This is a genomic window from Dactylosporangium siamense, from assembly GCF_016862795.1.
Taxonomy (GTDB): Bacteria; Actinomycetota; Actinomycetes; order Mycobacteriales; family Micromonosporaceae; genus Dactylosporangium; species Dactylosporangium siamense.
The window spans coordinates 195,499-220,763 of the sequence record NZ_BONQ01000081.1 but is presented as its reverse complement, the minus strand read 5'-3'; the positions used below and the strand labels follow the sequence as shown (position 1 = coordinate 220,763).

The window sequence follows — 25,265 nt, the reverse complement described above, 5'->3', positions numbered from 1 at the left end:
CATCGAACACGAGCGAAGGAGAAGACATCATGGACACCGTTCACGGCACGATGCGCCAGCACGACCTGGTGCGGCCGGTGCACGGACGGGTGCTCGGCGGCGTCTGCGCCGGGCTGGGGCGCCGCTTCGGCATCGACCCGTGGCCGGCCCGGCTGCTGTTCGTCCTGCTGCTGCTGGCCATCCCCGGCACGCAGTTCTTCATCTACCCGATCTTGTGGATCATCATGCCGGCGGAGGTCGCGCCGAAGGTCGAACCGGCGCCGACGATGACGAGCGCCTGATCCGCTCCGCTCCACGAGGTGGTCGCCGTCAGGCCATCATGGTCGACACTGCAGCGCGGCGACGCCGATCATCCGGATTACGATGCCGTGGTGATCACGTCGCCGCCGTCCGCCGAGGCCCTGCAGCGGTTCCCGGCGCTGGCCCGGCATTCCCGCACCGCGACCCGGCTGCATCCGCGGCCCGCCGACGTGACGATGCACGACAGTCACGTGGGCGGACCCCTGCTGTGGCCGGCGGACGAGCCGTGGCCGACATGCGGCGACAAGCGCGAGGTCGAGGACCAGGTGCCGCTGCCGGACGACCTCGTCGAGCGGATGCGTGCCGCCGCCGCGAGCCGGCGCGCCGGGCAGCCGGTTGACGACGGTCCCGCCCTGGACCGGGATCTGCGACGCGCGGTCGGCGGCGGGTACACCGGCTGGATCGAGACGGCAGACGGCCGGACCGTCGGGCAGCGGACGCTGTGGCGCCGCCACCAGCCGCGCAACCCGCTGCTGCCGGTGGCGCAGCTACGCGCCGCCGACGTGCCGGACCTGCCCCGACCGAAGGGCGTCGATCTACTGCAGGTGCTGTGGTGCCCGGCGCAGCACAAGGGCCCGCCCTGGGGTCCGGTGGTTCGCCTGCGCTGGCGCCGCCAGGCCGACGTCATCGACCCGCTCACCGTCCAGCCGGTGTCGGAGGTGGACCACCCGCGGTACGCGCTGCGAACGTGCCGGCTGTCGCCGGAGCGGGTCGTGGAGCATGCGCCGCTCGCCGAGCTGCCGCCCCGGCTACGCCAAGAGGTCGAGTCGTGGAACGCCAACTACGACGCGCTGGCTGTCGCCCCGGGCTGGAAGGCCGGCGGCTACACGACGTGGCCGACGACCGGGTTCCGGCCGACGCCGTGCTCGACGTGCGCCGGCCGCACCAGGCTTGCCCTGGTCATCGCCACCTCCGAGTGCGGCGGCGGCTGGTCGAGCGGCGACCGGGAGCCGGACGAGCCGACCGGCGTCCTGATCGGCCACTACGGCGCGATGCGGATCTTCGTCTGCGTCCGCTGCCCCGGCACCCCGTTCATCGAGGACATCCAGTAACCGGACCCGCGTTGTCGACCTAGTGGCATCTGAGTCGGCCTACTCAGGCCCCCGTCCGCAACACCGTGTCAGGGTGGCGGCATGCGCCGAATGCCGCTGCTCATGCTGCTGACCGTGCTCGCCGCCGCCTCGGCCTGCGCCGACCCCGACGCCGGCCCCGGCCGGCCGGAGACGACGAGCGAGCAGACGGCACCCGCCTCCCTGCTCGCCGACGGCACCGTCCCCTGGGCCGACCTGCGGATCAAGGACGAGGACCTCAACGGCAAGCCGCCCGGCCCGCGGACCCCGGCGCCGGGCAGCAAGCCGTGCCGGGCGGAGCAGCTGTCCGGCCGGCTCGCCTCCTGGGTGCGCCCCGGCACCGGCGGTGAGACGCCGAGGGGCTGGGACGCCGCCATCGGCAAGCTCATCGGCGAGGTCGACGTCCTGAACACCTCAGCGGTCGAGTGCACCCTGCAGGGCGAGGTCCCGACGACGATGCTCGCCGGCGGGCGTGAGATTCCCATGCTGTACACCCACGACATCAACGAAGAAGGCCGCAGCCGGGTGGTCGCCGTGCCCGCCGGTGGGCACGCGAGCCAGCGCCTGGACTGGTCGGGTCCGTTCTGCCAGCCGACCGACGGCGCGCTGGAGCTCGCGATCCAGGTCCCGCACGGCGGTGGCACGCTGCGCGCCTCGGTCGCCGTCGCCGACACCCCGAAGTGCCCGCAGGGCGAGTGGGTCAACCCGAACGCCCGGCCGACGCTGTCGGCGAGCGGGTTCACCGAGCCCGTCGCCGTGTCGACGCCGGCCGCCTCGCCGCTGGACCAGTTGACCGTTTCCGTCAAGGGCCCGTCGAGCGCCGCGGCGGGTGAGCGGATCGCCTTCCGGGTCACGCTCGCCAACCCCACCAAGAGCCCGCTGGCCCTGGACCCGTGCCCGGGCTACCTGCTGGAACGGTTCTCCCAGGGCGACGCGAAGCACGATGCCGTGAACACGTCCCAGCTGTACCGGCTGAACTGCCGACCGCTCACCGGCATCCCGGCCGGCGGCAGCGCGGTGTTCGAGATGGTGACCGACGTGCCCGCGGCGATGGCGTCCGGCCGGAAGCTCAGCATCACGTGGAAGCTGGTCCTGCCGCACTTCACCCAGCGCGGCGATCAGCACTGCGTCCTCACGGTCACGGTGAGCTGACCGGGATCTCGGTCACGTCCAACACCGGCTGGCCACGCAGTGTGAGCAGGCCGTTGACCACCTCCACGGTGGCCTGCCAGTCGGCATGGCCGCGCAGCCCGGCCGCCAACAGCGTCGGCGGGACGCGTCCCGCGCGCAGCAACTGCTGCCATCCGGCGACGTCGAGCTCGAGGAATTCCAGGGCGGGCAACCCGGTGACCGCGGACAGGTCGGTGACCGCATCCGACGAGGTTGCCAGGGTACGGATCCGCGAGTGGCCGGCCAGTGGCGCCAGATCGACCGGTCCGCCGCGGACGTACAGGACCTCGGTCTCCGGGCGGACCGCGGCGAGGGTCACGCCGGTGCGCCGTCCAACCCGGACCAGCAGCCCGCCTTCAGGGCCCTGCCCTGCGATGTCGGCGGGACGTCGGAGGAGCAGCTCGGTCAGCGACGGCGCGACCCACTGCGCTCCCGAACTCAGCTCGTGGTCGACGAACAGCACCTGACCGACGGTGCCGCGCGGTCCCGGTGCGAGGTCGACGACGTACAGATTGCCGCCCCAGTCGTCGCCGACGACGAACCAGGCCGGCGACGACGCAAGGGCCTGCACCCGCCCGTGCGGATCGGGCCCGACGACCTCGGTCGCACCGTGGGTCCACGACAGATACCGCGCCTTCGGCTCGAGGTAGGCCCGGGCCGCCGCATCCTCCAGGCCGACGATCTGCAGGCCGTAGAAGCGGTTCTTGTCGCGTGGCGGCAGGATCAGCTCACCGGAGTCCGCAGCGAGGTACAGCGCCCGCACGTCGTCGGGCAGCGCGGCGCCCAGCCGCGACTCGGCCTCCGCCAGCGCCGCTGGGCTCGCCGGCTGTGCGTCCGGCAGCAGCTCACGCACCAGCGCCGTGACCGCGGCCGCGTCGGCGTCCGGCGACACGGCCACGCCGTCGTGGTGCACCGGGGTGCGCCGGAACGGCTCGGGGTCCGCGCCGGGCACGAGCAGAAGCGCTTCCAGGACCGGGTTGCCCATCCCGAACGTGACCTGCGGCGCCGCGGCCACGACGCTGACCAGCCCGTCGCCGGCACTCCTTGCCACGACCCGGATCGCCACCTCCCGCCCGTCGGTCAGCTTGGCGAGCGGGCGGAGCGCGTCCATCGGCCGGTCGCCCCGGTCGAGGTCCAGCCCACTCAGCTGCCGGTCGCCGTCGTGCACCGTCGAACCGCCGAACCCGCCCGGCGACAGGGTGCCGACGAACTCGGTCTCCCGGACGCCGGGCGGGGCGCTGCGCAGCAGCGCCGCCACGAAGGGACGCCAGGCGTCCGGGTCGTGCAGCGGCTCGATGACCATCGGCCGATCTTAAACGCGGGTCACCAGGTCGACAGGGCGGCATTGATGTGGGCTCTGAGCATCGCCTGGTAGGCCGCCCCGCGCGCCGGGCCGAGCGCGTCCCATTCCGGCCCGCAGTTCTTGTCGTCGCCGGGGCCGCAGTCCCAGACGCCGTCGAAGAACGCGCCGTAGACGAAGGTGCGGTATGCGGTGGTGTTGTTCTGCTTGACGGGCAGGGAGACGGCGCCGCCTCCGGTGCTGCGCATCAGCAGCGCGGTGCAGCCGGTGTCGTCGCAGGCGGCGTTGGGTGCGCCGTTGACGTAGCCGCCGTTCTTGTACGCCCCACGCATCGCGTCCTTGAACGCCTGCGCCACGGCCGCGGACTTGCCCAGCTTCGCCGCCTCCTCGTCCACGACCGGCAGGAAGGAGCCCAGGCCGCTGGACATCAGCGCGGCGAAGGCGTCGCGGTCGGCGCCGGTGCCGAGGACCGGGTTGTTCGCGCGGTACACCGACTCGAACAGCCGGCCCTCGTCGGTGAGCGTGAGTTCGTTGGCCGCGGCGACCTGACCGGGCGCCTTCCAGGTGCAGCCGATGCGATGGTTGAGGGTGGTGCCCGTCATCCCGAGGGTCGCCGCGGTCTGGTTGATCGCGGCCGGGCCGAAGAAGTCGTAGATCGCGTCGGTCTTGCGGTTGTCGGACACCTGCATCATGCCCTGCAGCACCATCGACAGCGTGTCCGCGACGGGCAGGGACGTCAGGGCCGCGCCGTTGTCGTCGTAGGCGCACACGTCCTTGTTGTCGGGGTCGTTCGGGTTGCGGTACCAGCTGACGCCGGCCGCCAGTGCCATGTTGCCGTCGTGTACGGCGAGCATGGCGGTGATGTGGTGCAGGGCCTTCAGCATGCTCGCCGGCTCGAACGTCTTGTCCGCCTGCAGCGAGTTGTACACGGCACCGTCGACCCGCTTGAGGTAGAAGCCGAACGCCGCGTCACCGGCCGCCGGCCACATCGCCTGGCGCGCCTGTACCGACGCCGGGTCGAGCGTGTCGAGGTAGATGACGGCGTAGCGGGTGTCGCCGGTGCCGGCCGTGTACCGCTTCAGGTGGATGATGCGCATCCCGTTCTGTGCCTGCAGGTCGAGGACCTGCTGCTGGGTGGCCGCCGGGTGCCACCACCAGTATTCGCCCTTGGCGGCGACCATCACGACGGTGAACGTGTCCTTGCCGTCCGGTTCGATGTCGACCAGCCGGGCCTTGTTGGTCTCCAGGAGCTTGCCGATCTGTTCGGCGGTCTGCGCCGGGTACCACCAGGTCGGCATCGCGTCGACACCGGCGTTCTTCAGCAGGATGGTGTCGAACCGTTCGGGCGTCGTCGGGTCGATGTCGGTGACCCGTCCGTTCCAGGACGCGACCTTGCCGTCGATGTAGGACTTCGTGCTGTTCAGGTAGATCTTGTAGTCGTGGTGGTTCGCGCCGCTGTTGTCCACGAGCGCGGCGGCGAACCGCGTCTGCCCGTCGGACGTGTACCGCTCGATGTCCAGCGGCCGATTGCCGGGCAGCTCCACGAGCTGCCCCTCGGTCAGGTCGGTCGTCCACGACTGGGTGCCGCTGAGCCCCCGCTTGAACACCCCGGCGTTGCGGACCATCACCACGGTGAACGTCGACGGGGTGAGGACCTCGACGTCGGTGATGCGCATGTCGTTGCGGTCCGCCCAGGCGTTGATGGTGGCCTTGTCCGCGCTGAACTTCCACCCCCAACCGGCCGGCTCGACGGAGTACCGCTCGGGGTCGGGGACGGCCGCCGCGGCGGCCGGCGCCGCGGTGCCCAGCACGGTCCCGGCGATCACGACGCCGACCAGTGCGGCTGCTGTGCTGCGGTGCATTGCCACGCTCCTCTCGTAGGGTGCTGTCCCCTACGAGGCGGCGCGGGGGCGGGGACCAACGCTTCGCCGGTGACCGGAACCCGACACCAGGCCGGTGGTGGCACCGATCGACAGACCATGATCTGACAGCGCGACTCGGCTACGTTCGCCGCCATGGACGCGACGGAGCCTGTCACCACGCCCGGCGACCGTGCGCTGGTCGCCGCGATGGTGGCGGGTGACCTGCGGGGACTCGAGGGCGCGTACCGCCGCTACGCCCCGGCGCTGCGTGCCTTCGCCGCGGCCCTGCTCCGCGACGCGGACGCCGCCGACGACGTCGTGCACGACACGTTCGTCATCGCCGCCGAGCACGCCGGGCAGTTGCGCGATCCGGACCGGCTCCGGCCGTGGCTCTTCACGATCGCCCGGCGCGAGTGCCTCGCCGGTCTCCGCCGGCGCACGGCGACCGTTCCCCTTGGGGTGGAGCCTCCGTCGACCCGGGACGAGATCGACGCGGCGGTGCGGTCCGTCGACGCGAAGGCGTTGGTGCGGGCCGTCCTCGACGGGCTCGGCGAGGCGGATCGGGCGGTGCTCGCGCTGTCCGTGGCCGGCGACGCGTCGGCGGCGGAGCTCGCGGCGGTGCTGCGCGTGAGCACCGACCATGCGCACGCCCGGTTGTCGCGGGCGCGGGAGCAGTTCCGGTCGTCGCTCGGCGCGCTGCTGACGGCGCGGACCGCGGCCGCGTGCCCGGCGCTGTCGGCGCTGCTGCCGGGGTGGGACGGGCGGCTGGACCCGTTGCTGCGCAAGCGGATCAACCGGCATCTGCGCGGGTGCGCGGCGTGCACCGGGCGCCGCGACCGGCAGCTGCGGGCCGTTTCGGTGCTGGCGGCGCTGGCCGCCCTGGGCGCGGCCACCGCGACGATCCCGTCCGCCGGACCGGACCTGCAACTGACCGCAGCCCAGCCAACGCCCGACGCCACCCAACCGACACCCGGCCCCGCCCAACCAACGCCCGGCGCCACCCAGCCAACGCCCGGCCCCGCCAGACCAACGTCCGACGCGACCCAGCCGACGCCCGGCCCCGCCCAACCGACGCCCGGCCCGGCCCAACCGACGCCCGGGGCCGCGCAGTCGGCGGCCGCACGGGAGCATCGGCCGAGCGCGCGCCGGCGGGGCCGGACGATGGTCCTGACGGCGACCCTGGTGCTGGCCTGCCTCGGCGCGGCCCTGGCCCGGTCCGAGGCGCCCGGCGACGCCGTCGCCGCGCCCCGCGACGCGACTGCCGCACCCGTCGCAGCCGGCCCCGCGGTGACGCCGGCGTCCAGCAGCATCACTCCCAACGGCGTTGCCGCCACAGAGGTCTCCGCCACCGGCACGACGCCGGCGGCGACACCGTCCGGGCTTGGTGATCCGGGCATGAACGACCGGGCCGGCGCACCGCCGAGCGCGACCGGCCCCGCGCCCCGGACGACGACGCCTGCGGCAACCCGGGCATCCACACCGCCGCCCGCCCGCACCGTGCCGCTCCCCCGCCTGAACGTCGACGGGAGGGCGGCGTGCCCGGACGGGCGGACCTACGCGCTGTCCGTGACCGCGACCATCGACAGTGGACAGTTCCGCGGTGCCACGCTGCACTGGCAGGCCGGCGCCGGTGCGACCCGGTCCATGTCGGTGGGGCCGACCCGGGCCACCTCGACCGTCACCGGTCTGACCGCGTCCCAGGTCACCTGGTCGGTCACCGCGACCCTGGCCGACGGCCGGTCGCTGAGCAGCGGCAACAGGACTGCTCCGAACCCGTGCGCCCGCCGCTGACCTCAGCCGGTGCGGCGCAGGAGGTGTACGCCCACCGCGGCGAAGCCGATTCCCTGGACCGCTGCCCCGGCGACCTCGAACCACTCGACGCCGGCGACGAGACCGGCGACGTGCATCGGAGGCCAGAGCATGACCGCGGCGGCGGCCCAGCGGGCGACCGACCGCGACCGCCACAGCGCCAGGCCGAGCAGGAACGTGCCGACGATGTTGCCGAGCACGAACAGCAGGAACACCCAGGTCCCGGCCGCGTCCTGCTGCCGCGTGTCCAGCACGGCGGCGAAGCCGGCCATCGGCCCACCGACCCGCACCATCGCCAACGTGGTGAGATCGGTGAGCAGCACGGCCTGGTAGCAGGCGTAGCCGGCGGCCGTCAGCGTGCCGGCGACGAACGCCAGCCTGGCCGCGCCGCGCCCGGCCACGCGGGCGGCACCCAGCGTGGCGGGAACCATGAGCAGCGCGCCGAGCATGCCGAACAGGACCACGTTGCGCAGCAGGGCCGGGTGCGCCGCCGCGGCCGCGAGGGCGTCGGCGCCGGTCTCGTCGCTCGCGCCGGCCGCCTGCGCCATCGCCCACCCGGTGTTGCAGGCGACGATGAGCCACGGAGCGACGAGCGCGGCCGCGGCGAGTCCGTATCGCCGCAGCCGGATGTCGTGCCGGTCGGCCGGTGCGTGCATATCTGTCTGTGTCAGTGTGTGCATGGGCCAAGCCTGCGACCGGGCAGCGGAGCCAGGCCAGGGCATCGATTCCCGCGCGCCGGGAGGAGTTCCCGCGGTCCCGGGAGTCGGGGACAGCGGCCGGCGACTCCCGACAGGCCCGCGCTATAACACGTTTTTCGGCGGATTTCGGGCCATGTCCCGGTTGGTGAAGAGGGGCCGAACGGCGCGCCGCAAGCGTGTTGCGGCACCGTTAGCATCGGCATCCATGAAGACCGGTCCGGCGTGATGGTGCAGCGTCGTCCGGCGGTCGTGTACGACGTCGCGCGCCTCGCCGGGGTGTCGCATCAGACGGTGTCGCGGGTGCTCAACGACCACCCGAGCGTCAGCCAGACCACCCGGCAGCGCGTGCTGGACGCGGTCCGCCAGCTTGGCTATCGACCCAACGCGATGGCACGGGGGCTGGCGGGGCGCCGGTCGCGGATCGTCGGGGTGGTCAGCTTCGACACGCTCCTGTACGGGCCCGCGGCGACCCTGCTCGGCGTCGAGCGCGCGGCCCGCACCGCCGGGTATGGCGTCAGTATCGCCACCGTCGAACGGATCGATCGCCCCGCGGTGATGTCGGCGACCGGGGCGCTCGCGGAGCAGTCGGTCGCCGGGGTCGTGGTCATCGCGCCGCAGACAGCTGCCACGGCGGCCTTGCGCAACATGCCCGCGGGCATGCCGGCCGTTGCGGTGGAGGCCGACACCGGCGGTGCCATCCCGACGATCTCGGTCAATCAGATCGCCGGCGCGCGGATGGCGGTGGAGCACCTGCTGCGGCTCGGGCACCGGACGGTGTGGCACCTGTCGGGGCCACGTGACTGGCTGGAGACCCGGGGCCGGATCGACGGCTGGCGGGCGGCACTCGTGGCGGCGGGCTCGCCCGTCCCGCCGTTGATGACCGGAGACTGGAGCGCCCGGTCAGGTCATGAGGCGGGGATGCGGCTGGCGGCGCGGGGCGACGTGACAGCCGTGTTCGCCGGCAACGACCAGATGGCCCTCGGCATGATGAGCGCCTTCCACGAACGCGGGATCCGGGTCCCGGACGACGTGAGCATCGTCGGGTTCGACGACATCCCCGAGGCGGCGTATCTCTCCCCACCGCTGACGACGGTCCGCCAGGACTTCGACGAGGTCGGCCGGCGCTGCATGGCGGCGCTGCTGCGGCTCATCGAGGCGGACCGGCTGGAGGGCCCGGCGCGTTCAGCTGCGGATCCGGTCGTCGCCCCGTCCCTGGTCGTCCGGCACAGCACCGCCGCGCCGGCGCGCTGATCCCCACCCCGACGGATCAGAAAAAGTGTTATGCGGCGACGCCTACTGAAGTCGCGCGACGCATTGTCGATCTTCGCGTCGAGGAATGCGCCGCGTTCACTCCGATCCAGGTCGCAACAATCGGTGTCGTAACTCCGAAAGTTTCAGAGCCGGACCCGTCCGAGCGATGGCCGCGCACGTGGACAGACCGCCTTCTAGCTGCGAAGATGTGTCGCCGATCGCATTGTGAACGGTAACCCCGATCTCCCGCCGAGACTCGCATTTCACCCGTACGCTCTCGAAAGAGTTTCGGAAAGTATTGTCCCCTTGAAATTGCCGTGTGAGCATGGCGAGGCATTGAAGCCCACCGTTCACTGGTCCGGGTCGTGCGACATCACCGACACCCCTCTGTGCGCACGGCGGCTGGGCCGCCGTGCGCGCGATGGCCGGCGTCCCGGACAGAACCGACAAGGAGTCCGCAGTGGCAGCAAGACCTCTTCACGCCGCCCACACCCCACGGAGACGAACGCTCCGGGTCAGGCTGGCGATCGCCGCCGTCGTCGCCACGGCAGCGGCGACCGGCGCGGTGATGATGATCCCCACCGCCAACGCCGCCGCGAGCACCCTGGGTGCGGCGGCGGCACAGTCGGGCCGGTACTTCGGCACCGCCGTCGCCGCCAGCCGGCTCGGTGACTCGACGTACAGCACGATCGCCGGCCGCGAGTTCAACATGATCACCGCCGAGAACGAGATGAAGCCCGACACGACCGAGCCCTCGCGGGGGAACTTCAACTTCAGCTCGGGTGACCAGATCTACAACTGGGCCACCCAGCGCGGCCTGAAGGTCCGCGGCCACACCCTGGCCTGGCACTCCCAGCAGCCGAGCTGGTGGGGCGGGATCAGCGGCGGCACCCTGCGCCAGGCGATGATCGACCACATCAACGGCGTGATGGGCCACTACAAGGGCAAGCTCGCCGCCTGGGACGTGGTCAACGAGGCCTTCAACGAGGACGGCAGCCGCCGCAACTCCAACCTGCAGGCCACCGGCAACGACTGGATCGAGGTCGCGTTCCGCACGGCGCGCAACGCCGACCCGTCGGTGAAGCTCTGCTACAACGACTACAACATCGAGAACTGGTCGTACGGCAAGACGCAGGGCGTCTACCGCATGATCCAGGACTTCAAGTCCCGCGGCGTGCCGATCGACTGCGTGGGCCTGCAGACGCACTTCACCGGCGGCAGCTCGTTGCCGGGCAACTTCCAGACCACCCTGTCGAGCTTCGCGGCCCTCGGGGTGGACGTCGCGCTGACCGAGGTCGACGTCACGAACTCCTCGACCAGCCAGTACGCCGGGCTGACCCAGGCATGCATCAACGTGCCCCGCTGCATCGGCATCACCGTGTGGGGCGTGCGGGACAGCGACTCGTGGCGCTCCAACGAGAGCCCGCTGCTGTTCGACGGCGGCGGCAACAAGAAGGCCGCCTACAACTCCGTGCTCAACGTGCTCAACTCCGTCGGGCCGACCTCGTCACCGACCGGCGGCACGACGTCCGCCTCACCCACTCCCTCGAACCCGTCGGGCGGTGCGAAACGGATCGTCGGTGCGCAGTCGGGTCGGTGCGTCGACGTGCCGAACGCGTCGCACAACAACGGCACGCGGGTGCAGCTGTACGACTGCCACGGCCAGAGCAACCAGCAGTGGACCGCCACCTCGAGCCGGCAGCTGACCGTGTACGGCAACATGTGCCTGGACGCCGCCGGGTCCGGCAACGGCGCCGCGGTGCAGATCTACAGCTGCAACGGGCAGTCCAACCAGCAGTGGAACGTCAACAGCAACGGCACCATCACCGGCGTGCAGTCCGGCCGGTGCCTGGACGTCTGGGGCACCGGCAACGGCCAGCAGATCCAGCTCTACGACTGCAACGGCCAGGCCAACCAGCGCTTCAGCCTGAGCTGACCGGCGATCGCGGTGTGGCGGCGGTACCTGACGCCGTCACACCGTGGCGTCGAGGCGGAGCATCGTCCACGACACGGGCGGCAGTTCGACCCGTACCCCATCCTCGTCCTGCGCCGCCGAGGTGTTCGGGCGGGGCAGGACCGTCGTCGCGTCGTCCGCCGTCGCGGACCACGTGTGGTCGGGATTGGCCAGGGTCACCGCCTCGACGATCCGCAGCCGCGGGAAGCCCCGCAGGTCGACCGTCAACCCGACCGGCTCGGTCGTCGAACGGTTGACGGCGAACAGCACCAGCCCGCCCGTGTCCGGCTCGTACGTGGCGACGGCGTCGACGGCCGGTACCTCACCGAACCGGGCCGTGTCGTGCACCGGTGCGTCGACCACGATCCGCAGCACCTCACCGGCGGCGTGCCGGGCGGTCAACGCGAACGGATGGAAGGTCGTCTGCCGCCAGGACCGGCCGCCGGGCTCGGTCATGATCGGTGCGATGACGTTGACCAGCTGGGCGAGCGACGCCGCGTGGACCCGGTCGGTGTGCCGCAGCAGCGAGATCAGCAGGCTGCCGACGACGACGGCGTCGGCGACGTTGTACCGGTCCTCGAGCAGCACCGGAGCGATCGGCCAGTCGTCACCGGTCGGCGGTCGGGACTCGGCGCGCTTGACGTACCAGACGTTCCACTCGTCGAACGAGAGGTTGATGCGTCGGGTCGCCTTCCGGGCGGCGCGCACGGCGTCGGCGGTGGCGACCACCGACTCGATGAACTGGTCCATGTCGAGCGCCGAGGCGAGGAACGACGCGAGGTCCCCGTCCTCCTCGCAGTAGTAGGCGTGCGCCGAGATCAGGTCGACGACGTCGTAGGCCTCGCCGAGGACGACGCGTTCCCATTCCCCGAACGTGGGCATGCCGGAGCCGGACGACCCGCAGGCGACCAGTTCGAGGTCGGGCTGGAGCTGCCGCATCGCCCTGGCGGTCTCCGCGGCGAGCCGCCCGTATTCCTGTGCCGTCTTGTGCCCGATCTGCCACGGCCCGTCCATCTCGTTGCCGAGGCACCACATCCGGATGGCGTGCGGCTCCTCGGCGCCGTTGGCCCGCCGCAGGTCCGACCAGGCGGTGCCGCCGCGCACGTTGCAGTACTCCAGGAGGTCCAGCGCCTCCTGGATGCCGCGGGTGCCGAGGTTGACCGCCATCATGGGCTCGACGCCGGCGCGGCGCGCCCAGCGGACGAACTCGTCGACGCCGACCGTGTTCGGTTCGGTGGAGTGCCAGGCGAGGTCGAGCCGCGTCGGTCGCTGCGCCCGCGCGCCGACGCCGTCCTCCCACCGGTATCCGGACACGAAGTTCCCGCCCGGATACCGCACCGCGCTGACGCCGAGCTCGCGGACCAGGTCGACGACGTCACCCCGGAAGCCGTCCGCGTCGGCGGTCGGATGCCCGGGGTCGTGCAGCCCCGAGTAGACGCACCGGCCGAGGTGCTCGACGAACGAGCCGAAGGTCCGTCTGCGGACCGGCCCGACGACGAAGGCCGGGTCGACGGTGATGCCGGCGAACAGCATGCGTCCTCCTCCTGATCGCCGGCTCAGCGTACCGAGACGTGCGGTGGTCGTCGCCTACCGCAGGGAGACGTCGTCGACGAGGAGGCCGTCGGTGCCGCTCGTCGTCTCGACGTAGAAGGTGGCGCCGGTCAGGGCGCCGGTCCACGACACGGTGGCCGTGCCGGTCAGCTGGGTCCAGCCGTTGGCGTTGACCGCGGTCGCCGGGGCCAGCTGGACGTAGCTGGTCGTGCCGTTGGCGGTCACCGCCAGCATGGCCTTCGCGCTGGGTGTCCCGCTCTGGCTGCGGACCCAGGCGCTCACCGCGTAGCTCCTGCCGTTCGTCAGCTTCGACGTCATGTCCTGCGCGGGGCCGTTCCACGCCGCGGTGCGGCCGGTCAGCTGCAGGGAACCGCTGCCGGCGTGGGCGGTCGGGCTCGACGCCAGGGTGCCGCTGCCGAACACCGTCCACCCCGTGGTGCCGTTCTCCATGGAGCCGTTGGTGATCAGGTCACCGCCGCCGCCGGTCGGGCCGAACTGCCACCAGTTGACGTTGAACAGGTTGCCGCTGCCGCCGGTGAACTTCAGGTGCAGGTCGTGGGTGCCGGTCGCGCCGCTCACCGGGCAGGTGACGCTCGTCCAGGTCTGCCAGCCGCCGGTGCCGGCGACGGTGCAGGTCCCCACGAGCGTCCCGTTGGCGTTGTCCAGGTGCAGCTCGATGCGGCCGCCGCTGGTGGCGGAGGCGACTCTGGCCGTGAACGACGTGGCACCGCCGCCGAACGCGACGCCCTTGACCTTGATCGAGTCGTTGTTCTCGATCCAGCCGACGTTCATGCCGCCCTCGCTGGACGGTTCGGTCTCGACGCCGGTCTCCCAGGCGATCGTCTCGGCCTCCTGGCGCACGTACGGGTTGAGGGTGCCGACCTGCGGCGCGCCGGTGCTGCTCATCGTGAGCGTCGGGATGGTGCCGTCGGCGTTGTAGCTGAACCTCTCCACCGCGACGGACCGGGTGTAGCCGCCGCCGCCCGGCAGCGCCCCGTTGTGGTAGAAGAAGTACGAGCCGCCGTTGTAGTCGATGACGCCGGCGTGGTTGGTGAAGCTGCCGCCCTGGGTGGGCATGACGGTGCCACGGTAGGTCCACGGTCCGGTCGGGCCGGTGGCGGTGGAGTAGCCGATGAACTCCGAGCAGCACTTCGCGGCGAACACGTTGTAGTAGAGGCCGTTGCGCTTGTAGACCCACGGCCCTTCCTCATACAGCGTCGGGCGGCTGGCGTTGCCGCTGCGGGTGCCGAACCCGGCGGTGGTGAGCGGGATCTGGGTCACGCCGCCGGAGTAGGAGGTCATGTCGGTGTTCAGCCGCACGTACCAGAGGTTGGGGTTGCCCCAGTACAGGTAGGCCTGGCCGGTGTCGTCGACGAACACGGTCGGGTCGATCTCGTTGTTCTCCACGAGCGGCCGGCCGATGGCGTCGGTGAACGGTCCGGTAGGGCTGTTGGACACGCCGACGCCGATGGCCATCCGGCCGGTCGCGCGGTTCGTCACTGGGACGTACCAGTAGAACCTGCCGTTGCGGTTGACGACCTGCCCGGCCCACGCGTTGGCGCTCGCCCAGCTGAACGTGGTGAGGCTCATCGGCGAGCCGTGGTCGGTCCAGTTCACCATGTCGGTCGTCGAGTAGACCCGCCACTCCTTCATCGTGAAGTAGGTCGAGTTGTCCTCGTCGTGGCCGGTGTACAGGTAGACCCGGCCGTTGTACACGAGTGGTGCCGGGTCGGCGGTGTAGACGGTCTGCACGATCGGGTTGTCCGCCCGCGCCGGCGGCATCGGGCCGGCCACGAACACGGCGGTCCCGATCAGGAGCAGCAGGCCGGCGAGTCGTCGCATGGTCATCCTCTCGTCCAGCGCTGGTTCGCCGCGGCGGTGCAGGTCCACAGCAGGACGACGGTGCCGTTGGCGGTGAGGTTGTGGTCGACGTCCAGGCACAGCCCGGACGCGGCGCCGCGGACGGTGCCGTCGGCGTTGAGGGTCCACTGCTGGTTGGCGCCGCCGTTGCAGTCCCACAGCTGGACCTTGGCGCCGGCGGTGGCGCCGAGCGGCGCGTCCAGGCACTTGCCGAGGATCTGCAGCGAGGCGCCGTTGACCGTCCAGCGCTGGTTGGTGCCGCCGTTGCAGTCCCAGATGACCGGCTGGGTGCCGTTGGCGGTGGTGCCGTTCGGCACGTCGAGGCAGCGCCCGGAGGCCGCGCTGACGAACGTCGAGCCCGTCGGCGGGGTCGTGGTGCCGCCGCCGCTGACCCGGTACACCACGGTGCCGTGCGCGGGCACGGTGGCGCTGATGGCACCCGTCGTCGTGCTGGTGGTGTTCGTCCAGGCGTCGCGCAGCGTGAACGAACTGCCGGACTTGCCGGCCGCCGCCGCGGTGGTGCTGATCGTCGTGGTCGATCCGCCCTGGTTGAACAGGGCGACCGCGACGTCACCGTTGGCGAGCCGCTTGGCCAGGACCCGGCGGGTGCCGTCGTTCGACACCTGCGTCGCCTGCAGGCCGAGGGTGTCCTGGTTGATCGCGATCAGCTGCTGGTTTTTCAGGATCGTCGCGGTGGCCGCGTTCTGTGAGCGGATGTCGTTGCCGGCGATGAGCGGCGAGGCGAGCATCGCCCACAGCGCGAAGTGGCTGCGCATCTCGGTGTCGTTCATGCCACCGCGGCCGACCTCCAGCATGTCGGGGTCGTTGAACCGGCCCGGCGCGGCGTATGAGGCGAGCGGCACGGTGACGTTGACGATGTTCTGGATGCCCATCGGGTAGCCGTTGCTCTGGCCGGTGTCCCAGGCGTTGGTGATGTCCTCGGTGGTCCGCCACAGGTTCGCGACGTCGCCCCAGTTGCGTTGCGGGCCGGTCTTGGCGTGGATGCTGTTGGGGTTGATGCTGTAGACGATCGGCCGGCCGGTCGCGGCGAGCGCGTCACGCATCTTCGCGAACGTGGTGACCTGCTCGGAGATAGAGCCGCTGGGCGAGCACCAGTCGTACTTGAGGTAGTCCACGCCCCACGCGGCGAACTGGCGGGCGTCCTGCGCCTCGTGCCCGAGACTCCCCGTCGCACCTGGGTAGCTGTTGAAGTACTGCGCGCAGGTCTTGTCGAGCGGGCCCTGGTAGATGCCGAACTTCAACCCGCGCGCGTGCAGGTAGTCGCCGAGCGACTTCATGCCGCTGGGGAAGCGGCTCGGGTCACCCTGCAGGTTGCCGGCGCTGTCCCGGTTGGGGTTGAACCAGCAGTCGTCGACGACGACGTACTGATACCCGAGGTCCCGCATCCCGCTGCTGACGATCGCGTCGGCCATCTGCCGGATCAGGGTCTCGTTGATGTTGCAGCCGAACGTGTTCCAGCTGTTCCAGCCCATCGGCGGGGTGCGGGCCACGCCGTTGTCCAGGGCCTCGGCGGAGGGAGCGCGCAGGACGCCGACGGCGCCGGCCAGCAGGAGCACGCCGACGGTGAGCACGGTGACGAGCCGTCGCATGGTCACCTCCTCGTCCAGCGCTGGTTCGCCGCGGCGGTGCAGGTGTACAGCTGCACGAGGGTGCCGTTGGCGGAGGCGTTGCCGCGTACGTCGAGGCACAGGCCCGACTGGGCGTTGCTGATCGTGCCGTTCGAGTTGACGTTCCAGCGTTGGTTGGTGCCGCCGTGGCAGTCCCACAGCTGGACCTTGGTGCCGGCGGTGGCGCCGGTCGGCGAGTCGAGGCACTTGCCGAGCGACTGCAGGGCCTGGCCGTTGGCGGTCCAGCGCTGGTTGGCGTTGCCGTTGCAGTCGTAGATGATCGGCTGGACGCCGTTGGTGGTGCTGCTGTTGGGCACGTCCAGGCAGCGCCCGGACGCGGCGCTGGCCAGTGCCGAGCCGGTGCCCGGGGTGCTGGGGGTGCCCGGGTCGCCGATGCTGCCGGGGACCGCGCGCAGCGCCGTGTACCAGGCGGCGGCCATCTTGTCGTAGCCGCCGGACGTCGGGTGGACGCCGTCGATGAGGTCGCCGGTGGTCAGCGCGGCGTGCATGTCGACGAAGTGGACGCGCTTGCCGGCGTTGACCTTGCCCTGCACGATGCCGGGGATCGTGGCGTTGAAGGTGCGGGCAGCGGACTCCTGGCCGGCGTTGCTGATCGGGATGATGCTGGCGACGAACACGTCCGCGGACGGTGCGGCGGCGGTGATGTGGTCGATCAGCGTGGACAGCCGGCCGGGGGCGCCGGAGACGTTGAAGTTCTGCAGGACGTCGTTGGTCCCGATGTGCAGCAGGACGGTGCGCGGGCCGGTGTTGCCCAGCCAGCCGGTGATGTTGGCGTCGATCTGGTCGATCCGCCAGCCGGGGTGGCCCTCGTGGTCGTGGTCGCCGAGGGAGCCGGGCCCGTTGAACTGGGAGCCGACGAAGTCGTTGCGGTAGCCGCCGGCGGCCAGGCGCTGCCAGAGGCCGATGCGGTAGCCGCCGGGGACCTGGGTGCCCTCGGTGATGGAGTCGCCGAGGGGCATGATCCGCACGCCGCCGTTGGACTCGGCCGCGGCGGTGCCGGTCGTGAGGGTGATGATGCCTGCGGTGGTCAGCGCGACGGCCACTGCGGCCGCGCTGAACCATCGTCGTGCTGAGCGCATGGCGGTGCCTCCTGAGGCGGGTTGCCGGGACGCACCGGCCGGCCACCGTGGGGTGGCCGGCCGGTTCGGACGGACGGGCGGGGGTCAGCGCTGCAGGGTCAGCACGCCCGGCCGGTAGGGCAGCAGGCCGTAGTCGCCGCCGGAGCTCGGCGAGCGGCCCTGGTACAGCAGCTGCAGGTTGCACGGGTCGACGGTCTTCGTCTGGTCCGGGTTGCTGCGGACCAGGTCGCCGTGGCTGATGTCGTTGGTCCAGGTGGCGCCGCTGTTGGCCTTGCCGGCGAACGGGTTGCTCTCCGACGCGGCCTGCGGGCTCCACGAGCCGCTCAGGCTGCTCGACGTGAACGAGCGGAAGTAGCGGCCGTTCGCGCCGATCGCCTCGACGAGCATCAGGTACTGGTTCTGGCCCTGCACCTTGTACACCTCGACGCCCTCGAACAGGTTGTTCGTGGAGTCGCTCATGATCTGGGTGTAGGAGGAGCCGAAGCTGCCCGGGAAGTTCCCGATCGGCATGCTGGCCCGGTAGATCTTGCCGTTGTCGCCGGCGAAGAACAGGTACATGTTGGAGCCGTCACCGATGATCGTCTGGTCGATCGGGCCGGTACCGGAGCCGGAGATGCTGCCGGAGAACAGCGTCTGCGGCGACGACCAGCCGTTCGCGTTGGTCGGGTCGCTGGAGGTGCGGTAGTTGAACGCGGCCCCGCCCCACTGGTAGGTGAGGACCCAGATGTTCTTCGGCGCGAAGTAGAACAGCGTCGGTGCGACGGCGCCGAAGTTCATGCCGTTCTGGCTGGCGGAGCCCATGTCGGACCAGTTGGTGAACAGGCCGAAGTTCATCGACCCCCACGTCGATCCGGTGTCGTGGGTGGTGGCATACACCAGGTGCCGGCCGTTGTAGACGACGTTGGTGAAGTCCTTCAACGACACCCAGCCCGACTTCGGGTTCGCGAGGGAGCCGGTCGACGACCAGCGGTACGTCGACGGCAGGGTGCACCCGCCGCCGGTGCTGGTGCTGCTGCCCGGCGTGGTGGGGGTGGTGCCGCCGACGCGGACGAGCTGCCACTGCTGGTTCGCGCCGCCCCAGTCGGCGTACTGCACGATGTTGCCGCCGTCGGCGGTCGACGCGCCCTGCACCTCCAGGGCCTTGCCGGAGTTGCGGTTGATGAACCGTACGTAGCCGTCCGAGGAGTCGGCCAGGCGCCACTGCTGGTTGGTGCCGTTACCGTCGGCCCACTGCACGACCGAGCCGCCGTCGGCGGTGGAGAAGTTGTAGACGTCCAGGACCTTGCCGGAGTGCTTCGACTTGATCCGGTAGTAGCCGCCGCCGGAGTCGACGAACTGCCACTGCTGGTTGTTCGCGTTGGTGCGCGTCCACTGCGTGATCCGCGCGCCGTCGTTGGTGGCGAAGTTGTACACGTCGACGGCCTTGCCGCTGTTGCGGTTGACCAGCACGTACCAGGCGCTGGTGTCGATGCCGGAAGAGCCGGTCGAGCCGGTCGGATTCGGGTTCGTGCCGGCGTTGAGCGCGTTGAGCGTCGAGGTGTAGGCGGCCTTCTTCGCGCCGGAGGAGTTGAAGAGCAACGGGTTCTCGCCGGTACGCCACGAGTCGCTGTCGCGGATGCCCCACACGGTGATGCCCGTGCACCGGGACACTGCCAGGCACGCCTTGACGACGTTGGCGTAGGCCTGCGCCTGGTTGCTGCCGGAGATGTCGAGCTCGGTGATCTGCACGTCGACGCCGAGGTCGGCGAAGCGCTGCAGGTTGGCCTGATAGTCCCCGGACGGCAGGCCGCCGAGGTGCGACTGGAAGCCCACGCAGTCGATCGGCACGCCGCGGGACTTGAAGTCCCGGACCATGTTGTAGATGCCGGTGCTCTTGGCGTTGATCCCGTCGGTGTTGTAGTCGTTGTAGCAGAGCTTCGCGCCGGGGTCCGCGGCGCGGGCGGTGCGGAACGCGACCTCGATCCAGTCGTTGCCGGTGCGCTGCAGGTTCGAGTCGCGGCGCCCGCCGCTGCCGCCGTCGGCGAACGCCTCGTTCACCACGTCCCAGGCGTAGATCTTGCCCTTGAAGTGCGTGGCGACCTGCGTGATGTGGTTCGTCATCGCGTTGCGCAGCGCACTGCCGGACATGCCCTGTGCCCAGCCCGGTTGCTGGGAGTGCCAGGCGAGCGTGTGCCCACGCAGCCTGTGCCCGTTGGCCTGCGCGTGAGCGACGATCCGGTCCGCGTTCGGGTAGGAGAACCGGCCCTGCGACGGCTCGGTCGCGTCCCACTTCATCTCGTTCTCGGGGGTGATGGAGTTGAACTCGCGGTTGAGGATGCCGGTGTACGTGCCGTCGCCGAGCTTCCCCGCGGCGACGGCGGCACCGAAGTAGCGGCCCTTCTCCGCGGCGGACGCGCCGAGGGTCGTGCCCGCGTCGGCGGAGCCGTTGAGGAACACCGCCGCGCCCGCGGCGAGCACGGTCGCCGCCACCAGCGGCAGGATCACGCGGAGTCTTCGAGCGTTCATGGTGTGCTCATTTCGAATCGCTTGACGGTGACGGAGCCGCCCAGAGCCCGGGTGGCGTAGTTGAACATCGCGTAGCGGTAGCCCATGAAGAACTGCCAGGCGTTGTTGAGCGTCAGCGCGGAGCCCAGGGCGGTGAAGTTGACACCGTCGGTGCTGTAGGAGAACCGCGCCTGCCGGCCGCTGCCCGGTCTGATGTCGGCGGTGGCCCGCAGCCAGATCCGGCCGCCGGACACCGCGGCGCTCGCCGCCTCAGTGCCGGTGCTCGTCGTGGCCCAGCTGCTGTTCATGGTCGGGCCGTTGACCATCGACACCCGGGTGGTGGTGCCGTCGCGTCTGACCCCGATCCAGGCGGACGAGTCGCGCAGCATGGCCAGGCCGGCGCGGTCGCCGTCGGCCAGCGCGGAGTAGTCCAGCTCGATCGTCGCGGTGGACGTCGGTCCCTGGACGCGGTGGGTCAGGGTGTTGCGGGCCGAGTACAGGTCGCCGGTCACGGTGGCGGTCTGCAGCCGCAGCCCGTTGCCGGTCGAGAACCTCGACGTGTCGGGGTTGTGGTTCCACTCCCACTGCGGTCCGAGCGCCGCGGTGGTGAAGGTGTCGGCGCCGGTCATCGGTTTGACCGTCTTCGAGGTGGTGATGTTCGGTTTCGGGTAGGTGGCGCCCCAGCCGCCGTTGACGGTCTGCACGCTCGGCCAGCCGTCGCCGCTCCAGCTGATCGGGGCGAGGGCGGGGACGCGACCGCCGGGGTAGGCGTCGACGAAGGACATGTAGTACCAGTCGCCGTTCTGCGTCTGGACCAGGCCGCCCTGGTGCGGGGTGCCGCCGCCGGAGATCGGGCTGGGCATGTTGAGCAGGACCTGCTTCATCTCGTACGGGCCCCAAGGGCTGCTCGACTTGAGGATGTACTGACCGTTCGCCGGCCTGGTGACGAAGATGTAGTAGCTGCCGTTGCGCTTGTAGAACCGCGAGCCTTCGAGGGTGCCGACGCTCGACGGGGTGGTGAACACCTGCTGGGTGCGGACCTGGCTGAGCCCGTCGGCGGACAGCTGGGCGACGCTGAGGGTGCTGTTGCCGTAGGCGACGTACATCGTGTCGTCGTCGTCGACGAGCAGCCCGGCGTCGTAGTAGCAGTTGTTGATCTGCGAGCGTTTCTGCCACGTGCCGTCCACGGCGGAGGACGTGTACACATAGGTGCGGTTGAACTCGACGCAGCCGAGCCAGTAGTAGGTGCTGTTGGACTTGCGGTAGTTCAGTGTCGAGGCCCAGATGCCCTTGACGTAGGCCCGCCCGCCGCTGAGGTCGTAGGTGCTGGAGCCGAAGTCCAGCCTGGGCACCGAGTGCCCGGCGTATTCCCAGTTGACCAGGTCATAGGAGCGCAGGATCGGCGCGCCGGGCGAGTAGTGCATGGTCGAGGCGGAGTAGTAGTAGGCGTCGCCGACGCGGATGATGTCGCCGTCGGCGAAGTCCTGCCACACCACCGGGTTGTTGAACTGTCCCGAGCCGCCCGGCGGGTTCGACGTCGGGGTGGTGCCGCCGACGCGGACGAGCTGCCACTGCTGGTTCGCGCCGCCCCAGTCGGCGTACTGCACGATGTTGCCGCCGTCGGCGGTCGACGCGCCCTGCACCTCCAGGGCCTTGCCGGAGTTGCGGTTGATGAACCGTACGTAGCCGTCCGAGGAGTCGGCCAGGCGCCACTGCTGGTTGGTGCCGTTACCGTCGGCCCACTGCACGACCGAGCCGCCGTCGGCGGTGGAGAAGTTGTAGACATCGAGGACCTTGCCGGAGTGCTTCGACTTGATCCGGTAGTAGCCACCGCCGGAGTCGACGAACTGCCACTGCTGGTTCGCGCCGTCGCCACGCGTCCACTGCGTGATCCGTCCGCCGTCGGCGGTCGAGAAGTTGTACACGTCGACGGCCTTGCCGCTGTTGCGGTTGACCAGCACGTAGGAGGCGCTGGTGTCGACCGTCGCGGCTGACGCCGAGGTCATGTTCGCCACCACGACGGCGCCACCGACCAGCGCCGTCGCCAGGGCGGCGATGATGCCGGATCGCCATCCGCGTGGCCGGTTGCCGACCGGCGGAGCCGGGCTGTGGATCTGCATGGGTTCTCCTTCAGTCGTGCGGGCGCCGCGGGCCATCGACCGAACACGGCGTCGGTCCGTGCCGGCGGGGGGCGGACCGAACTGCTTGTTAACGCTCACATGATGTGCCCGGCGGAGGGCTGTCCGGTGATTCAATGGCGGGTCGGCAGCGTGCGAGCGGGGGCGGGAGCGCTCACATCTAGGCGGGGAGATTGCCAGACCTGCCGCGAACATTCAAGTGCGTCACGACATTCGATGTGACCTGAACCATCGAGCCGCGCCCGTTTCACCGCACGCCGGCCTCACCTTTGTGCACTTCAACCCGCATATTCGGAGACGACGCGGCAGCGACAACACTGCGACGGCCGCCCGAAATTTTCACGAACGAAATGACGCGACTTTCACCGAGGCCGTCGTATAACATTTTCCTCGAATGCTTTCCCGTGAATCAACCGGGCATGTCCTGGCAGCTCAAGGCGATCCGCGCGATTTTCGCCGCAGCACTTCGCGCACTTTCCGTTATCCGTCGGGCGGCGGCGGAGTCGTTGCCGCGCACCGGCGGGAATACGTTGTGCAGACCTTGACGCGGTCCTTCCTTTCGCGCACTTTGGAGACCCGCAACACGCCAATGTGGACAGACCATCCGCCTGTTGCCGCCGCATCGTCGAAAGCGATCGTGCGGCCCGCCGACGGCGCTTCTCCCGGACCGCTACGACGCCCCGCGGCGGACCCTGGAACGGAGCCGCGACGACGAGACGGCTGGTCCCTCGCGTGGAAATCAATGGACGATCACGCAGCTGTGACTGGGCCGTTTCTGTTATCCGCGGCAGGCCCAGATGGTCGCGCTGATCAAACTCGCCCAGCTGCTTGACACGGCGGCCGGTCATCGGTGAAGGTCAACGACCGTGCCGGAGATGCCCGCGGGTGCTCCGGCAGCGGCGGGAAAGGCGGCTGCGGGGTTGGTACTGCGGACTGCGATGTGACGATGCGAACTACCGGCAGGGACGAGACGGGCCTCGTGCTCGCGGCACAGTCCGGGGACCGCCGAGCCCTGGACGAGATCGTCGCGACCGGCCTGCCGCTCGCGTACACCATCGTGCGCCGTGCGCTGGACGGTCACGCCGACGCCGACGACGTCGTGCAGGACACCATGCTCCGCGCCATCCGGCAGCTTCCGGGCCTGCAACACCCGGAGAGCTTCCGCCCCTGGCTGGCGGCGATCGCCGTGCACCAGGTGAGCACCCATCTGCACCGCCGCTCCGTCGCGGCGCACCGGGCCGCCCCGCTGGACGAGGCGGCCGGGCTGGCGGACGCCGACGCCGAGCTCGAAGACCTCACGGTGCTGCAGCTGGAGCTGTCCGCACAGCGCCGTCAGGTGACCCGGGCCAGCCGCTGGCTCGACCCCGACGACCGGGCGCTGCTGTCGCTGTGGTGGCTGGAGACCGCCGGCGCGCTCACCCGCACCGAACTGGCGACGGCGCTGGACGTCAGCATCGCCCACGCCGCCGTGCGCATCCAGCGCATGCGCCAGCAGCTGGACGTGTGCCGCGAGCTCGTCGCCGCGCTGACCGCCACACCCGGGTGCGCGAAACTCGAGGGCCTGGTGGCCGACTGGGACGGCACGCCCAGTCCGTTGTGGCGCAAGCGCATCGCCCGGCACACCCGGTCCTGCCCGGTCTGCGGCCACGCCGCGCAGGGCCTGATCACGGCGGAACGGCTGCTGGTCGGGCTCGCCCTGCTGCCCGTCCCGGTCGCGCTCGGCGCGGCCCTGACCGGCAAGATCGCCGTCGGAGCCACGGTCACGGCGAGCGGGTCGCTGGCGGCGGCCACCACCTCCGGCGGGGTCGGGGCGACGGTCAAGGCCGGCGTGTTCAGCCAGCTCGTCCAAGCGGTGGCGGCGCACCCCGTCACCGTGGCCGTGGCGGCCGTGGTCGCCGCCGGCGCGGCGGTCACCGTGACGGCCCTGCCCACCGCCACTCCACCGGCACAAGGTCTGCAGGCGGCACCGTCGACGCCCGCCGCGGCCCGGGTGACGCCGTCCACGGCACCGCCTCCGGTCGCCGCCTCGACACCGAAGCCGCCGCCCAGCTCCGTGGCCAGTTCACCGGTGCCGCGCACCGAGACCCTTACCCCTGGCCGCCCGGTGTCGATCGAGTCCGCGGACCAGCCCGGGCTGTTCGTCACCACCGCCGACAGCCTCGGCGTGCTCGCTCCGGTCCGCTCGGACAGCAGCGCCGCGGCACGGCAGCAGGCGACCTTCTCGGTGGTCGCCGGGCTGGCGGACGCCGCGTGCTTCTCCTTCCGGGCCGAGGACGGCCGGTACCTGCGGCACTCGTCCTGGCGGTTCCAGCTGTCCCGGGACGAGGGAACGGCACTGTTCCGTGGCGACGCCACGTTCTGCCCGCGGGCAGGTGCGGCGGCGGGCACCATCCTGCTGGAGGCGCAGATCTACCCGGGCTGGTACCTGCACCACCGCGGCGACCAGCTCTGGGTCGACCAGGCCAACGGCACCCCTACGTTCTGGACCGAGAGCTCGTTCCGGGTCCGGTCCGCGCTGACGGGCTGAATGCAGCGGAACCTGCGCACCTGACACAGTCGCAGATCGGGCGTCCCGGAAGCCTTCCCAGGATCGCGACATCCATCTAACTTGATGTCAGTACCGGAGATTCCGGTGGGGTGAAATCGGGGGGAATGATGTACAAACGCGCCATCACACTGACAACGGCCACTGTCACCGCGGTTGCCGCGTCGCTCGTGTTCGGGGGTGGCACCGCCTTCGCCAACTCCTCGGTCGGCACGGGAACGACGAACAGCATCTGGAACTTCTTCACCGGTGCGACCTCGTATTACCAGAACCACAGCGGCGACGACATCGCCATGGGACTCTCCGCCGGTGTGCCCGTCGACTCGCGCTGGCAGAAATGCAGCGACGCGAACGTGGTCGGCCAGATCCAGTACAACATCATGAAGGAAGATCTCTACCACCGCATGATCGGCACCAACTTCGCCCCCGGCACCTGCCTCAAACTGCAGTACCGCGGATTCAAGGCGACCGGCTCGTTCACCCGAGAGACCCTGTGGAACTACAACATGGAGTAGCGTCCCAACGCGTCGCCATCGTAAACCGGC

Annotated in this window: 17 protein-coding genes; 8 read left to right on the top strand and 9 right to left on the bottom strand. The window is 70.6% G+C overall.

Annotated elements, in window-relative coordinates; genetic code table 11:
• Positions 1–29: 29 nt before the first annotated feature.
• The 3 genes from Dsi01nite_RS26435 (at position 30) to Dsi01nite_RS26425 (ending at position 2,522) form a co-directional block, all read left to right on the top strand.
• The gene (locus tag Dsi01nite_RS26435; protein WP_203848948.1) at positions 30–281 is read left to right on the top strand and encodes a PspC domain-containing protein; all 252 of its coding nucleotides are present in this window, start codon (positions 30–32) and stop codon (positions 279–281) included.
• A 90-nt stretch (positions 282–371) separates the two neighbouring features.
• Positions 372–1,352, top strand: coding sequence for a hypothetical protein (locus Dsi01nite_RS26430; RefSeq protein WP_203849004.1), 981 nt, complete (start codon positions 372–374; stop codon positions 1,350–1,352).
• 81 nt (positions 1,353–1,433) lie between these two features.
• The gene (locus Dsi01nite_RS26425; protein WP_203848947.1) at positions 1,434–2,522 is read left to right on the top strand and encodes a hypothetical protein; all 1,089 of its coding nucleotides are present in this window, start codon (positions 1,434–1,436) and stop codon (positions 2,520–2,522) included.
• On the opposite strand, the gene Dsi01nite_RS26420 is transcribed toward Dsi01nite_RS26425, so the two are convergent.
• Both Dsi01nite_RS26420 and Dsi01nite_RS26415 read right to left on the bottom strand, forming a co-directional pair.
• Entirely contained in the window at positions 2,509–3,843 is a 1,335-nt protein-coding gene (locus Dsi01nite_RS26420) for an SMI1/KNR4 family protein (protein ID WP_203848946.1), read from the bottom strand. The two genes, Dsi01nite_RS26425 and Dsi01nite_RS26420, sit on opposite strands and share 14 nt — an antisense overlap.
• 20 nt (positions 3,844–3,863) lie before the next feature.
• On the bottom strand, positions 3,864–5,702 hold the full coding sequence (locus tag Dsi01nite_RS26415; protein WP_203848945.1) for a serine hydrolase: 1,839 nt from the start codon (positions 5,700–5,702) through the stop codon (positions 3,864–3,866).
• Between the two features lie 153 nt (positions 5,703–5,855).
• On the opposite strand from Dsi01nite_RS26415, the gene Dsi01nite_RS26410 reads away from it, so the two are divergent.
• Entirely contained in the window at positions 5,856–7,493 is a 1,638-nt protein-coding gene (locus Dsi01nite_RS26410) for a sigma-70 family RNA polymerase sigma factor (RefSeq protein ID WP_203848944.1), read from the top strand.
• A 2-nt stretch (positions 7,494–7,495) separates the two neighbouring features.
• Here Dsi01nite_RS26410 and Dsi01nite_RS26405 read toward each other — a convergent pair whose 3' ends face one another.
• On the bottom strand, positions 7,496–8,167 hold the full coding sequence (locus tag Dsi01nite_RS26405) for a hypothetical protein (protein ID WP_203848943.1): 672 nt from the start codon (positions 8,165–8,167) through the stop codon (positions 7,496–7,498).
• Positions 8,168–8,434: 267 nt separating this feature from the next.
• On the opposite strand from Dsi01nite_RS26405, the gene Dsi01nite_RS26400 reads away from it, so the two are divergent.
• Complete coding sequence (locus tag Dsi01nite_RS26400) at positions 8,435–9,460, top strand: LacI family DNA-binding transcriptional regulator (RefSeq protein WP_203848942.1); 1,026 nt, start codon at positions 8,435–8,437, stop codon at positions 9,458–9,460.
• A gap of 460 nt (positions 9,461–9,920) precedes the next feature.
• On the top strand, positions 9,921–11,396 hold the full coding sequence (locus Dsi01nite_RS26395) for an endo-1,4-beta-xylanase (RefSeq protein ID WP_275423418.1): 1,476 nt from the start codon (positions 9,921–9,923) through the stop codon (positions 11,394–11,396).
• 36 nt (positions 11,397–11,432) lie between these two features.
• Here Dsi01nite_RS26395 and arfA read toward each other — a convergent pair whose 3' ends face one another.
• From arfA to Dsi01nite_RS26365, 6 genes are all read right to left on the bottom strand, one after another.
• Positions 11,433–12,947 (bottom strand): arabinosylfuranosidase ArfA, encoded by a 1,515-nt coding sequence (gene arfA / locus Dsi01nite_RS26390; RefSeq protein WP_203848941.1) that lies wholly within the window; start codon positions 12,945–12,947, stop codon positions 11,433–11,435.
• A gap of 54 nt (positions 12,948–13,001) precedes the next feature.
• Positions 13,002–14,807 carry a family 43 glycosylhydrolase gene (locus Dsi01nite_RS26385; RefSeq protein WP_203848997.1) on the bottom strand — a complete coding sequence of 602 codons (1,806 nt, stop codon included), beginning with the start codon at positions 14,805–14,807 and terminating at the stop codon, positions 13,002–13,004.
• 2 nt (positions 14,808–14,809) lie between these two features.
• Complete coding sequence (locus Dsi01nite_RS26380; RefSeq protein WP_203848940.1) at positions 14,810–16,435, bottom strand: glycoside hydrolase family 27 protein; 1,626 nt, start codon at positions 16,433–16,435, stop codon at positions 14,810–14,812.
• 2 nt (positions 16,436–16,437) lie between these two features.
• Complete coding sequence (locus Dsi01nite_RS26375; RefSeq protein WP_203848939.1) at positions 16,438–17,553, bottom strand: ricin-type beta-trefoil lectin domain protein; 1,116 nt, start codon at positions 17,551–17,553, stop codon at positions 16,438–16,440.
• Between the two features lie 84 nt (positions 17,554–17,637).
• Positions 17,638–20,058, bottom strand: a complete 2,421-nt coding sequence (locus Dsi01nite_RS26370) for a non-reducing end alpha-L-arabinofuranosidase family hydrolase (RefSeq protein ID WP_203848938.1) — start codon at positions 20,056–20,058, stop codon at positions 17,638–17,640.
• Positions 20,055–22,157, bottom strand: coding sequence for a family 43 glycosylhydrolase (locus tag Dsi01nite_RS26365; protein WP_203848937.1), 2,103 nt, complete (start codon positions 22,155–22,157; stop codon positions 20,055–20,057). The genes Dsi01nite_RS26370 and Dsi01nite_RS26365 overlap by 4 nt, the downstream gene beginning before the upstream one ends.
• A gap of 964 nt (positions 22,158–23,121) precedes the next feature.
• On the opposite strand from Dsi01nite_RS26365, the gene Dsi01nite_RS26360 reads away from it, so the two are divergent.
• Both Dsi01nite_RS26360 and Dsi01nite_RS26355 read left to right on the top strand, forming a co-directional pair.
• Complete coding sequence (locus Dsi01nite_RS26360; protein WP_203848936.1) at positions 23,122–24,702, top strand: sigma-70 family RNA polymerase sigma factor; 1,581 nt, start codon at positions 23,122–23,124, stop codon at positions 24,700–24,702.
• Between the two features lie 125 nt (positions 24,703–24,827).
• Positions 24,828–25,235 (top strand): hypothetical protein, encoded by a 408-nt coding sequence (locus Dsi01nite_RS26355; protein ID WP_203848935.1) that lies wholly within the window; start codon positions 24,828–24,830, stop codon positions 25,233–25,235.
• Positions 25,236–25,265 lie beyond the last annotated feature (30 nt).